We start from the raw sequence: 13178 nt of genomic DNA, 5'->3' as shown, positions 1-13178 counted from the left end.
AGCCCGCCGGGGCCGACGTCGCACCCGGCTCGGGCTGCGGAGGTGCCGGGTTGGTGGGTGGGCGGGGTTCCGCGTTCACACGGGCACCTTATATTCCGCTCGCATCGAAATCGGGGATGGTCGAGGCGCTTTCGCCGGTGGAGTGGGCGGTGCGGAGGGCGATGGCGGTGATCACCGTGGTGGTGACGGCGACGGTTATGGTCGCGATGGTGATGAGGGTGGTTACGGAGTGGGCGCAGGTCAGCATGATTGCGATGCCTGTTGCGAGGCCGAGCCAGGTGATTGCGGCGGGGGCGGTGCGGTCTGTGGCGATGGCGGAGAGGAGGGCGCCTTGCAGGACGGCCAGGAGGGCGCCGTCGAGGGCGAAGAGCCAGAGCAGGTTTTCGATGGGGGCGTAGTCGCGGCCGGCGAAGAGGGAGGCGAGGGGGGCGGCGAGGGCTGCGCCCGCTACCGCTACCGCGCCTACGCCGATCAGGACGGCCAGGGCCGAACGTACTGCGCGGGCCGAGTGCTGGGGTTGGGCCATTCGAGGGTAGAGGACCACGCCGACGGCCTGGGGTAGCCAGAAGGCGATCTTGGCGGCTATGGCGCCCAGTGCGTAGCGGCCTGCGTCGTTCTCGCCCAGCACGATTCGGGACACGATCAGGTCCGCGGACGATAAGGCCATCAATGCGGCCTGCACCTGCGCGGCATGGAAGACCGGCAGCACGCTTGCGAAGTACGCCCGAATTCTGCCCGTGGTCTCGATCGGTTGTGGCTCTCCGCGTCGCGCTTCCGGCGTCTCCGTCACGTGAGTTGCGGTGTGCGCCAGCCCCGCGAGGTCGGCAGCCTCCTCCGCGACTGCAGGATCGACCGAGCTTTCCGAGGTCGTCATCGCTGCGGCATCCGCGGTGCGGCGGGCCGCGATCGCGGCGGCGGTGACACCGAGTGCGGCGGCCCAGAGCGCCCCGGCGGTGCCGCCGCCCACCGCGAGCACGATCACCGCGGGGGTGACGCGGGCGATGCCGGCGCCGCCGAGGACTTTCGCCAGCTCGCGGAAGCGGCTGCGGCCCTGCAGGATTCCCTGCTCGCCGGAGAGCAATACCAAGGCGGGTGCGGCCACCAGTGCGCCGGCGGCGGCGAGGTAGCCGACCTTCAGGACGGTCGCGACCACCGGTACCAGCAGAATCGCGGCCAGTGCGACGAGTGCCGCGCAGCGGGTGGCCAGTCGGCGGGCGGCGGATACGGGTGCGCCGCGGACTATCTCGCGGGCGACCACGTTCTGTAAGGCGAGCGCGGGTACCGCGCACAGCAGCTGGACGGCCAGCAGGCTGGCGAAGGGGCTGTATCCGCTGACGCCGAGCCATCGTCCGGCGAGTAGTTGCAGCAGGTATCCGGCGATGTTCGCGGTCATGGCGCCCGCTGTCACCAGCGTGAGGTCCGCGACTACGGGCAGACGGCGGACAACGGACACGCGTGCCATCCTCCCATTCACCGGCGGGGCCGCCGCGGCAGGGCGACCGTGGGCTGGGCCGGAGGGCGCGGCATGGGGTCGGACCGGCTGCGGCATGGGGTCGGACCGGCTGCGGCATGGGGTCGGACCGGCTGCGGCATGGGGTCGGACCGGCTGCGGCATGGGGCCGGACCGGCTGCGGCATCGGCCCGGAACGGCCGCGGCCCCGCACCGGTCTGGTGCGGGGCCGCGGGTAAACCATTGCGGATCAGGGGTTCTTGCCCATATCGATCTGCTGGGTCCGCCCGATGTCGAACTGCTGGGTGGGTGCGTTGTCGCCGGGCGGCTGGGGCGCCGGGCCGGCGGGCTTGGCGCGGCGGGCCGGGGTCTGGCCGTTGCCGTTCCTGCCGAGCAGGCCGAGGGCGAGTCCGGCGATCAGCACGACCGCGCCGGCGATGCCGAGCGAGATGGGCAGGATGCGGCCGTACAGGGACAGCTTGTCCATATTGTCCTTGGCCACGTTGATCTGCGACTCGATGGTGTTCTCGTCGAAGACCAGGGTGGACTTGAGGGCCGTCACCTCGGGCTTGTCGCCGCTGCGGGCGTAGTAGAGGTGAATCTGCTCCTGGCCCTTGATGACCGTGCCGGTCTGCGGCTCGACCCACAGGTCACGCACATTGGTGTAGAAGCGATCCATGGTGACCGTGCCGTCACCGTCCACGCCCCACTTCTCGGCGGGCAGGCTCAGCTTGTTGGTCGGCGAGTTCGCGACGGTGGAGAGATCGACGGCGGGGATGGTCTGCTGGAAGTGGTAGACCTTCAGGTTGTTGATCTCGGACTCGTCGACGTAGTTGATGTCGAACGTCTTGCGCGCGTTGAGATCGAAGTACGGGTAGGCCTTCTTGTCCGTGCCGATCGGGAAGCGGTACTGCAGACCGGTGTGCTGCACCGGATCCAGCACGCCCTCGCCCTTGGCGTTGACCGTGACGGCGATGGCGCCGTTCGGGCCGCCGTCGACCGAGTCGACCGGCATACCGGTCTTGCGGTCGATGGTGACGCGGTCCACGGTGGCGGTGAGCAGGCCGGTGTCGCCCTGCTTGTCGATGCGGCGGAGGGTCTGACCGGCCTGGATGGTCATTTCCGAGGCGTTCGAGGGGTCTTCGACGGTGAGGAAGCGCTGCGAGACGAGCGGAACGTTCTCATCGACCTTGGCCGCGCCGGTGGGTGCGGTCAGTGACTTGGCGTCCAGCACCTCGCTCGGGGTATTGGGCGGGTTGGTCGCGACGGTCGTGATCTCCAGGTCCAGCGGGGTCTTCGCGAGCCGGCTCACCGTATAAGTGGGGATCATGATCGCGGCGACGAGCAGCAACGCTCCGAGCCCTACGAGCAGGCAGGCCACCGTCCTTCTGGTACCGGCACTGAGTGCCATGCAGGTTCTCCTCGTCGTCGAACACGTGTTTCGGCAAGCACTGTGGTCGCCGCACAGCGCTCGTGAGCCCCGACACTAACAGTCCGAAGCCGTCCTGGGTCTCGCCGAGGCAGGAAAACATCGCGAAATACGCCCGAGTCAAACATGGGATGAGCACCCGGCTGAGCGGCAGGGCAGACTGAACCCCTATGACCGCGACCGTGCACTCTGCTCCCGAACCGGCCCGACCGGTCCGGCCGAGTGCCACGAGCAGCGACGGCCCCGACCCGGCCGAGGCCTACCCGCCCGGAACCGGGGAGGCCGGCCCACCCGGCACCGTCACCGAGACCACGCTCGACGCGAGCAAGATCCGGCGGCCCAATGTGTTCGTGCCCGCGCTCGAAGGCATGCGCGCGCTGGCCGCGCTCGGCGTCATGCTGACGCACGTGGCCTTCCAGACCGGCGCGACCGGGCATCCGGTGCTCGGCCGGGTGTGGGAGCGGTTCGACATGGCCGTCGCCGTGTTCTTCGCACTGTCCGGATTCCTGCTGTGGCGGCCGCATGCCGCCGCCGCGCGCGGGCTGGGGACGGCACCGCGGGCCGGACGATATCTGCTGCATCGCGCGGCCCGCATCCTGCCCGCCTACTGGATCGTCGTGTGCACGGTCCTGATTCTGCTGCCGAATGCCGCGCACACCGCGGGCTTCCGGGTCTGGGTGGCGAATCTCGGCCTGCTGCAGGTCTTCGTGCCTTTCACCCTCACCGACGGGCTCACGCAGATGTGGAGCCTGTCGGTGGAAGTGGCCTTCTATCTTGTGCTTCCGCTGCTGGCGTTCGTGTTCATGTGGGTGCGCGGGCGGCGGGCGCGGTGGCGGGTGCCGGTCGTGCTCGTGGTCGGCGCGCTGTGCCTGGGCTGGAATTTCCTGCCCGTCCCCACTCCGGACGGCATTCACGCCGACAACTGGCTGCCCGGCTATCTGCCGTGGTTCGCGGTCGGCATGCTGCTGGCCGAGCTCGCCGATACCGAGGCGTCGCGGTGGCGGCGGGTGGCGGGCAACCGCTGGATCATGTGGCCGCTGGCATTGGCGGCCTTTGCGCTGGCCACCACCGATCTGGCCGGGCCGCGCGGGCTGACGCACGGGCAGCCCTGGCAGTACGCGGCGAAGATGACGCTCGGCGCGGTCATCGGGTTCGGGCTGCTGGCGCCGCTGGTACTGCGGCCGGAAAGCCGGCATCGCTGGCTGGAGAGCCGGGTGGCGGCAATGCTCGGCCGCTGGTCGTACGGAATCTTCATCTGGCACTTGGCCGTACTGTCGATCGTGTTCCCGGTATTCGGCATCATCCCGTTCCGGGGGCACTTCGTGCTGGTCTACCTGCTGACGGTCGCCTTCACCCTGCCGTTGGCCGCGGCCAGCTTCGCCCTGATCGAAGAGCCGATCCGAGTGTGGACGCGCCGCCGCTTCGGCTGATCCGGTCTCTCCTTATTCTCCTGTGCGCGAAGACTGTTCGCGCGGGTCGGGCAGCGCCGCCAAACCGACGGCGACCACCGCGACGAGTGCAGGGAACTGCACCCACAGTGAGCCACCCATGTAGCCGTCCGGCGACCGCCAAGGCCCGGTGGAGAGTGCCGCGGCCGAAACGGCTGTTCCCGCAAAGGCAATCCAGACCAGCACCCGCGGCCACGTGGGCGGTCGATACCAGTAGGCCAGGACACCGAGCGCGGCGACCACGATTCCGGTCGGCCCGGCGATCAGACCCGCCGCAGCCGTCAATCCGATCGTGGCGACCGTCCGGCTCCGCCAAGTGCGCGGGGCCGGACCGTCATCCCGCACGGGTGCGCGCGCAGCGCGGATGGCGAACACCAGCAATGGAATCAACAGCAGCAGCCCACCGAAGATGGACACGCGATACCAGCGATCGACCGGGAACGACACCGTGACAGGCCCCTGCGTCCCCGGCGGCAACAGCCACGCCTGCTGCCACCCGTTGATCACGACCGGCTTAAGCGTCTGCCCACCAGCGGTTTTGGCCTCCCACCCGACATTCGTGCTCAGCGGCAACACCAGCAGGCGTGTGCCCGCGGGTGCGCCGACGGCGGGCTGGGTCGCGCTCGCCTGTGCCGGACCGCTGGTCGGCGGTTGAACGCCGTCAGGCACGCCGGGATTTCCCCGCCCCGCGGGTGCGCCGATAGCCGGCTGGGTGGCGCCCGGTCGCGCTGGATCAGCGGCTGCGGGTTGGTCGGCCGCCGGCTGTCCCTGCGCGGGCTGGTCCGCTGTCGATTGTCCGCCGGTCACCTGCCCGGTGGGCGGGGTGCGGTCGAGGCGCAGGTCGTCGACGGTGAACAAGTCGCCGGGGGCGACGGTGACGTCGATCTTGCCGGTGGGGAGGTCGAAGGTGGTGGTGCCGGGTGGGGTGGGGAGGTCGAAGGTGGTGGTGCCGGGTGGGGTGGTGGCGTCGCCGGTGTCGCAGACCGTGGCGGGAAGTGGTGCGCCGGAGATCAATTGGGCGGCGGTCGCGGTGATGGTGGTGTGCAGGGTGCGGCCGGCGGCGGCGATGGTGGGGCCGTGGGTGCAGTCGACGGTGAGGAGGCGGTCGGCGGGGGCCGGGGCCGGATAGTCGGGGCCGAGCACGTTCACGTCGGCGAGGCCGGGCGGCTGTTCCTGCGCGAAACCCAGTGCGGTCTGGTCGAGTACCGGATCCCAGGTCTGGATGCTGAGCTCGATGCGATCGGTGACGCGGGGGTGCAGGTCGATGCGGGTGGGGGCGCCGGACTTCGGGTCGACCTCCCGGACCTGCGGTCCGTCTCCGAGGTTCACCGCGACGGAGGTCGGGTGGGCGGGTAGATCACCTTGTGCGGGTGTCAGTTCCAGCCCGGTGACCAGCGTGGGCGCGGGTAGTTCGATGGTGAGTGTGGGTTTCGCGCCGGTCGGATTCCGCACGGTCGTCTCGGGCGCGATCCAGGCGGTGCGCGGGTCACCATCAGTAGCGGCGAAGGCGGAGCCGCGCGGGTCGGCGACATCGGCCTGACCGCGGGCCACGGGCCGATCCGGGTCGGTGAGCAGGGCTTCCAGCGCAGGTCCGGGACGGGTGTGCACCGTCAACCCCGGGGTGACACTGAGCGGTTGCGGTACGTCGAGGGTGCGTTCGAACAGCCCGGGTTCCTCTGCCGCGAGGGCCAGTCCCTTGCTGCATCGCACCCGGTCGGGGGCGTCGAAACAGGCGCTGCGCCCGGGGAATTCCTGTCCGAGATCCCAGCCCTGCACCTGCGCCCCGGCCGGTGCGGGCGGCAGCACCGTGCGGTGCCGGATATCGAGAGTGACCGGATTGTCCCGGTTGGAGTAGTCGTCGACGGACAGTTCGCTGATGCCGAATTGCCCACCGCCGCTGCCATCTTCGGTGTGCGCCGCCGTGACCTTGATCCAGCTGGTGTTACCGGGCGGCAGCGAAATCGCTACAGGCTCACCGGGAGCAGTGATCCGCGCCGATACCGTGCCCTTGGCCGTCGCGACCTCCACCCACTTCACCGGGCTGCCGATGGCGGCGGCGCTGGTGGTCAGCCGCAGCACGGCACTGCTCACCGGCTGCTGCAGATCGAGCCGAAGCCATTGCCCCACCGCATGTTCCGCGCCATTGCTGATCCAGGCGGTGGATGGATCCCCGTCGACAGCGGCGGCACTGGAACTACCGGGCGCCGCGCCACCCAGCTGGGTAGCGTCCCCGGCGGCACTGGAGACGGTGACGGTAGCCCCGGACCACTCACCTTCCACCAGTTTCGCGCCGGGCACCGGATAGTCGGGGACGAGATTGTGGGTGCGGCGCGGATCGCCGGGCGAGCGCAGCGCCGAATTATGGTTGTCGACGCGCCCGAAGTCGGCTTCCCGATCCATGGGAGTGTCGGTGACGGTAACCGAATTGACCGGCAGCCCGGCCTGTTTCGCGTCCGAGTCCAGCAGGATCGGCCCGGGCGGCGTCGACGGATCGCGGCGCAGCCGCTCCACCACTTCCGGGCCACCCTGCACCACGGGCACCCCGTCCAGTGGCGCCGTGAACGCGCCGGGGAACGATCCGGGAGCTCCGGTGCCGCTGCGAATATCAGCGGGCACGCCGACCCCGCCACTGTCGGCGAGCGCGGCGGCCGAGCCGTCATTGTGTGCGTCGGCGGCCGAGTCATCAGCGTGCGTGCCGGTTTCGACCCGGTAGATCTCGACGGCGGGATAGGCGGGCCGCAGATCCTCATCGGCGACGAGTCCCCGCACATGCCCCGTTTCGATCGGGTCCCCGAACTGGGCGACCTTCTTGATTCCGGGCGATCCTTCGATGGCCTCGTGCGCCAGCAGCGGACGCGTCGATCGCGAGGTCTCCGGATCGAGATCATTGCGCAGCACCAGGATTCCGATGCCCTGCCCGGCGAGCGTGGGCGCGAGGCTGGCCGAGGGCCTGCCGTCGGCGATGAGCCGCTGCACCGAATCCATGGCGCGAATGGCGCCCGGCGGCACCAGCGGCACCGAATCCCGCACCGCCCACGGCGTGCTCGCCAGCGCCTGCAGCGGTTCGTCGCGAGTGAGGCCCCAGGTCTGGGTGCCGAACGGCGCGCCCGGCACCACCAGCGCGCGGGTGTCGGCGGCATTGTGCGCCAGCCAATCCGCCGTCTGATGCCAGTATCCGGGCACCTCGTCATAGGCGCCGCGGGGTGCGAGCTTGCCCGTCCACGCCAGCGAAGTGGACAGCGCCAGCGCGGTCAGGATGAGCCCCGCCACCGCCGCCATCCGATTGCGTTCCGGATGCGCGAAGGCGCTGCGCCACACCGGCATCGGCACCGAGGCGGGCAGCGGCACCCGGCTCAGCAGTTGCGCCAGCCCCAGCACCAGCGGTAACCGGATGAGCGGTTCCAGCTTGTGCACATTGCGCAGCGGCGCGCCCCCGGAGTCCAGGAAGGTCCGCACCGAGTCCGCGAACGGCCCGCCGAGGTCGCCCGCGTAGCCCGCGCAGATGCCGACAAGCCCGACACACAGGATCAGCGTCAGCCGCCCCCGGGCGGGCATGGAACGCATGGCGAGCCCGGCCATCCCGGCCGCCGCCAGCATGCCGGTGGCCAGCACCGCGGCCGGCTGTGTGACCAGTACCGCGCCCGCGATCCGCTCCGGCGAGACGAACGGCGTCCAGCTGTCGGTGCCGCGCAACACTTCCCCGAGCGAGGCCCACTGCGTCGTCACCCCCGACGACTCGATGAAGTCGAGGAACGGCGGACTCACCTTGCCCAGCAACAACAGTGGCAGCACCCACCAGAAGGTGCCCAGCGCCAGCAAGGGAATCCACGCCCGAGTGAACCGCCACCAGGCGCGATTCGGCTTGAAGGAGATCCACCACAAGGCCGCGGGCAGGAACGCCGCGGCCGTGGCGACGGCATTCACGGAACCCATCAGCGCGAGCGCCAGCGCACTCCCCGCCGGTGTGGCTGCTCCGAAAAACACCCGCTGTGCCACATCAGGTTCCGCTTCATCCACACCGGTGTTGGACCGGGGCTTCTGCCGTTTCATGGCAACGCCGAGCGCGGCGGGAGCGAGAAGTACCCAGGGCGCGAGCATCATCGGCGCGGTCTCGGAGGAGATCGAGCCGAGCGTGGTCAGCACACGAGGAGAAAGCGCGAAGGCGAGAGCCGCGATGATGCGGGACCCGCGACTTCCGATACCGAGGATTTCGCAGAGCCGGATGATGCCCCAGAACCCGGCCAGCAACAGCAATGCCCACCAGATGCGCTGCGTCACCCACCCCGGCAGCCCGAGGATGTGTCCGAGGGAGAAGAACGCGCCGTGCGGGAAGAAGTAGCCGTAGGCCTGGTTCTGCACCTGGCCCATGGGCGCCTGACTGCTCCACAGGTGGGAGGCGCGGGCCAGGAAGCCGAGCGGATTCTGCGCCAGATCGTATTTGGTATCGGCGACGGTGAAGCCGGGCGCCTGCAGAAAGGTCAGCAGGAAGGCGGCGAGGACGGTGCCGAGCAGCCAGCGGCGGCCCAGTGGCGCGGTGTCGGGCGACCGGTCCTCGGACGGTCCGGCCGCGGGGAACGAGGAGGTCAGCCGGTCAGCGCTGGCCGTACTCAACGTTGTTCAGCAGCGAGGAGCCCTGCTGGTTGCTGCGGTCGATGTCGGGCCGCTTGTCCTGCGAGGCCGCCATCGTGATGACCAGCACCGCTGCCAGCCCGACCAGGGCGCCACCGACAGCACTCGCTGCACCAGGAACGGCAAACTTCATCGCGAGACTCCCATACATCGATGCATCCGTAACCTGAGCCAACCTAGCAGGTCCCCCGCACACATTGCGGGCTCACTGCCATGTTCGCGGCCGGCTCGGTTCTGGACTGAGTGGAGCGGGGGAGCGAAGCGGAGGAGCGGAGGGAGGGAAGAATCGAGACTACGGCTCCATAGACCTGCGCCTGGGCCGCGAACCCGTCCGCAGCGAAGCGGAGGACAAATCGGATACAGCCAGCCCGTTGAGGAAGGTGCGGAGTTTGGCCGTGGTCTCGTCGAGTTCGGCGAGCGGATCGGAGGCGGCGACGATGCCGCCGCCGCCGAAGGCGCGCAGGGCCCGGCCGTTGGCGGAGAGTTCGGCGCAGCGGATGGCGACCACCCATTCGCCGTCGCCGCGTTCGTCGCACCAGCCGACGGCGCCGCTGTAGAAGCCGCGGTCCTCCTCGGTACCGACGATGGCGTCCAGCGCGAGGTGGGTGGGGGTGCCGCAGATGGCGGGGGTGGGGTGCAGCAGCAGCGCCAGGTCGAGGGCGGTGGTGCGGTGATCGCGCAGGCGGCCGCGGATCGGGGTGGCCAGGTGCCAGACCTCGGGGGTCTGCAGCAGTTCGGGGCCGTCCGGAATCTCGAGTTCGATGCAGACCGGTGCGAGCTGCTCGCGGATCCAGTCGATCACGTAGGCGTGCTCTTCTTGATTCTTGCTGCTGGCCAGCAGTTCTCGCGCCTGCGCGGCATCCGCTTCGGGATCGGCGAGCCGCCGCACGGTACCGGCCAGAGGATGCAGGGTGATGGTGTGCCCGTGCCGCGCGACCAGCACCTCGGGGGTGGCGCCGAGCAGTGTGTCACCGGGCCGTCCGGCCGGGCCGAGGTCGACGGCGAACACATTGGCGCGCGGATGCCTGGTCACCAGGTGTGCGGCCACCACTTCGGGATCGAGCGGGGTCTCGGCCTCGACGAGCAGCGAGCGGGCCGCCACCACCTTGCGCAGCGGGGAGCGCGGATCGGCGAGTTGTTCCACCAGCTTCGCGACGCGCGCGACATGTTCTGCGGCACTGGGTAGTTCGGAGATCACCTGCACCGCAGGCAGTTCCGGCAGGGCGGCGGGCCGCCAGGGTCCGGCGGTGTGGACGGCCTGCTCGGGTTCGACCAGGGCGGCGGGCCGGCGCGGGTCGAACGGCAGGGCGCCGACGATCAGTCCGGCCTTGCATTCGTGCAGCGCCGCCGCGGCGGTGTGCGCGTCGTCGAACGCGGCGCGAGCGCCGGTCGCGCGGACTACACCGTCGGGCGTGGCGAGCAGGAATCCGTCCATGATGTCTCGAACATAGTCCTCGCGCGCGAGGCCGGAACGGGGGAGCGACGCATCTCTCAGCGTGACCGCCGTCAATGTTTCTCTGCGGGTTCGCGTCCCGGCGGGACCATGAGTACCGGCCGGTGACAGTGCTTGAGGACGGCGTCGGCGACGCTCGAATGCATGAGCGCCCGGATGCCGGTGGCGCCGCGGGTACCGGCCACGATGATGTCCACATCCAGGTCGTCGGCCACCTCGACGATGGCGTTCCAGATGGTGGTGGTGCATTCGATCGTGCGCGGCTCGGCATTGAGACCGGCCAGTTTGGCGAGGCGTACGCCCTCGGCATTGATATTGCGCGCGTCCACGAGCGCGATGTCCTCGATCTCGTCGTCCGGCTGCCACTCCGGCTGCATCACCCCGGACAGCCCCGACAATCGCGCCGCCTGCCGCACCATGGGTTCCCAGGCGGTGAGCACCACGGCTCTGTTCGCGGCCAGGAACCGTCCCGCGTATTCGACGGCCCGCCGCGCATTCTCGGACCCGTCGTAGGCAATGAGCATCAAATCGCACGGCATGACGAACCTCCTGGTAGGTACGCATGACTCTGCTGTGAGACTACCCCCGATCCGGATTGCGAAGCGGACCCGGACAACCCCGCCGCGTCGCAGGTTCTCCACAGTTTGCACACGATTCACCCAAACCAGTGGTGGGATACGCGAGCCGGGTTTTCACTGAATTCGTCGGCTGTCGCCGACTATCGACATCGCCGTCGTTGGAGCTGGGCCCGGACGAGGGGTGGACTGTGCGGTTGGACGAGCTGACGACGCCGCAGGAGTGGGCGCAGGTCTACCGCGCCCTGTTCGGCCTGCCGTACGTGCACGTGACCACACCCGGATTCGTGGTACTGCCGCTGATCGACACCATCGCCGCCCTGAACACGCCGGAATCCTTGGGCGCCTTGGTACTCGACGAACTGACCGTGCGCGGTGTGCCCGGTCCGGTGCTGGTGCGCGACAAGCCACCGCGGCGCACCTTCCTGGTCGTCTTCGACGGTTATCCCCCTGCCGAATGCATAGAACGCTTGGAGCGCAACAGCGTGGACATCGGACCCCATCGCAGCAATGTCATCCTGCCCACCGGTTTCGGCCGCCACACCCACGAGGGCCGCTGGTGGGCCCGCGAACCCCGCCGCGACGAATCGCTACCACTGCTCTCCGAGGTGGTGGATGCCACCGAGGCCGTGCTGTGACCTCCATCGAAGCGGTGTTCTTCGGGCATCACGAGGCGGACCCGCGCGCCCTGCTCTACTACGAATGGTGCCAGCGCGACGAATCCGGTTACGCGGTCGAGGATTTCGCCGAGGAAGTGCACGAACTCACGCATACCGACCACCCGCTGGCGGGCGCCTGCTGGCGACTGCTGGACAAGGTGGAATCGGCGCCGCGGGTGCCGGACTGGCCGTATCTCGAATGGGTGGACACGCGCGAACCCGGCTGGGCCGACGCGAATACCGCTGCCGTCCAGGCGGATTCACACCCGCCGTTACCGGTCGCCGAGTTCTCCGCCGCGGAACTGCTGGACCGCGTGCACGGCGGCTGGCTCGGCCGTTGCGCGGGCTGCACGCTCGGTAAACCCCTGGAGAACGGCTTCGTGTGGACGCCGCAGCGGATCCGCGAATACCTGGAATCCGTCCACGCCTACCCATTACGCGACTATGTGCCGATCCTCGACAAACTGCCGCCGGAGCTCGAATCCCGCAGATCCTGGCGGCGATCCACGCTCGGCCGCATCGACGGCAGCCCGCGCGACGACGATATCGACTACACGATCCTCGGTCTGCACCTGCTCGAACAGCGAGGGCGGGACTTCACCGCGGAGGACGTGGCGGCGCTCTGGCTGGAACGACTGCCGTTCTTGCAGACGTACACGGCGGGGCGCGTGGCCTACCGCAATCTCATCGACGGCTTCCTGCCGCCCGACACCGCCACCTTCCGGAATCCCTACCGGGAGTGGATAGGTGGGCTCATACGCGCCGATATCCACGGCTACATCAACCCCGGCGACCCCTTCCGCGCGGCGGCGTCGGCGGCGAGGGATGCGTCGATCTCGCACGTGGGCAACGGATTATGGGCCGCCATGTGGTCGGCGACGCTGGTCTCTACGGCCTTCACCGCCACCACTCCGCAGGAGATCCTGACGGTGGCGCACACCGTGATTCCCGCCCGCTCCCGCCTGGCGGTGGCGGTCGCGGAAGTGGTGGAGGATCACCGCGGCGGCCTCTCCTGGGAGGACGCCGTCACCGCGATCCACGCTCGCCACGCGCACTACAACTGGGTGCACGCCATCGGCAACGCCTGCCTGATCGCCGCCGGATTGCTGTGGGGTGAAGGAGATTTCACCACCACCCTCGGCCTCACCACCCAGGGCGGCTGGGACACCGACTCCAATACCGCCACCGCCGGTTCCGTCGCCGGCATCCTCACCGGCGCCTCCGGTATCCCACCCCACTGGACCGACCCTTTCCACGACACCCTGCACAGCTCGGTCACCGGCTACGACGGCAGCCGCATCTCCGACCTCGCCCAGCGCACGATCCGGCTCATCGAATAGGTGGCCGCGAAGGCGGGAATCGAACCCGCGTCCTCACTCTCGGGCAGATGGGTGATCTACCGGCTGATCCACTTCGCGGCCGCCCGCACTCCAGCGGGGCGGCCGCGCTCGGTCATTCCGATTTCGAGTCGTCTGAAATGCCGAAAGGCGGTGTCCCGGTTTGTGAACCGGGCCACCGCCTCTCATGCGGGTGTG

The 13178-nt window shown here is 69.4% G+C and carries 9 protein-coding genes and 1 tRNA gene; 3 read left to right on the top strand and 7 right to left on the bottom strand.

Going from position 1 to position 13178, the window contains the following annotated elements:
• Positions 1 to 88: 88 nt before the first annotated feature.
• Complete coding sequence (locus ACH438_RS20730; protein WP_397007526.1) at positions 89 to 1462, bottom strand: polysaccharide biosynthesis protein; 1374 nt, start codon at positions 1460 to 1462, stop codon at positions 89 to 91.
• Positions 1463 to 1700: 238 nt separating this feature from the next.
• Positions 1701 to 2861: a DUF3068 domain-containing protein gene (locus ACH438_RS20725; protein WP_397007524.1), complete on the bottom strand. Its 1161-nt coding sequence runs from the start codon at positions 2859 to 2861 to the stop codon at positions 1701 to 1703.
• A gap of 386 nt (positions 2862 to 3247) precedes the next feature.
• On the opposite strand from ACH438_RS20725, the gene ACH438_RS20720 reads away from it, so the two are divergent.
• Positions 3248 to 4309: an acyltransferase family protein gene (locus tag ACH438_RS20720; RefSeq protein ID WP_397008200.1), complete on the top strand. Its 1062-nt coding sequence runs from the start codon at positions 3248 to 3250 to the stop codon at positions 4307 to 4309.
• A 12-nt stretch (positions 4310 to 4321) separates the two neighbouring features.
• On the opposite strand, the gene ACH438_RS20715 is transcribed toward ACH438_RS20720, so the two are convergent.
• From ACH438_RS20715 to ACH438_RS20700, 4 genes are all read right to left on the bottom strand, one after another.
• Entirely contained in the window at positions 4322 to 8938 is a 4617-nt protein-coding gene (locus ACH438_RS20715; RefSeq protein ID WP_397007522.1) for an alpha-(1->3)-arabinofuranosyltransferase, read from the bottom strand.
• Positions 8919 to 9089, bottom strand: coding sequence for a DUF2613 domain-containing protein (locus tag ACH438_RS20710; RefSeq protein ID WP_397007520.1), 171 nt, complete (start codon positions 9087 to 9089; stop codon positions 8919 to 8921). Before ACH438_RS20710 ends, ACH438_RS20715 begins: the two co-directional genes overlap by 20 nt.
• Positions 9090 to 9248: 159 nt before the next feature.
• Positions 9249 to 10391 carry an isochorismate synthase MenF gene (locus ACH438_RS20705; RefSeq protein WP_397007518.1) on the bottom strand — a complete coding sequence of 381 codons (1143 nt, stop codon included), beginning with the start codon at positions 10389 to 10391 and terminating at the stop codon, positions 9249 to 9251.
• A gap of 71 nt (positions 10392 to 10462) precedes the next feature.
• On the bottom strand, positions 10463 to 10948 hold the full coding sequence (locus ACH438_RS20700) for a universal stress protein (protein ID WP_397007516.1): 486 nt from the start codon (positions 10946 to 10948) through the stop codon (positions 10463 to 10465).
• Between the two features lie 227 nt (positions 10949 to 11175).
• Between ACH438_RS20700 and ACH438_RS20695 the strand changes: the two genes are divergently transcribed.
• Positions 11176 to 11622, top strand: coding sequence for a hypothetical protein (locus ACH438_RS20695; protein WP_397007514.1), 447 nt, complete (start codon positions 11176 to 11178; stop codon positions 11620 to 11622).
• Positions 11619 to 12983 carry an ADP-ribosylglycohydrolase family protein gene (locus ACH438_RS20690; RefSeq protein ID WP_397007512.1) on the top strand — a complete coding sequence of 455 codons (1365 nt, stop codon included), beginning with the start codon at positions 11619 to 11621 and terminating at the stop codon, positions 12981 to 12983. Before ACH438_RS20695 ends, ACH438_RS20690 begins: the two co-directional genes overlap by 4 nt.
• A gap of 1 nt (position 12984) precedes the next feature.
• Here ACH438_RS20690 and ACH438_RS20685 read toward each other — a convergent pair.
• Positions 12985 to 13061: transfer RNA gene (locus tag ACH438_RS20685), tRNA-OTHER, on the bottom strand.
• Positions 13062 to 13178 lie beyond the last annotated feature (117 nt).

This window comes from Nocardia sp. NPDC020380, from assembly GCF_044386975.1.
GTDB lineage: Bacteria > Actinomycetota > Actinomycetes > Mycobacteriales > Mycobacteriaceae > Nocardia.
Note: the sequence above shows the minus strand (reverse complement) of the source record. Positions and strands in the feature narration are given on the sequence as shown.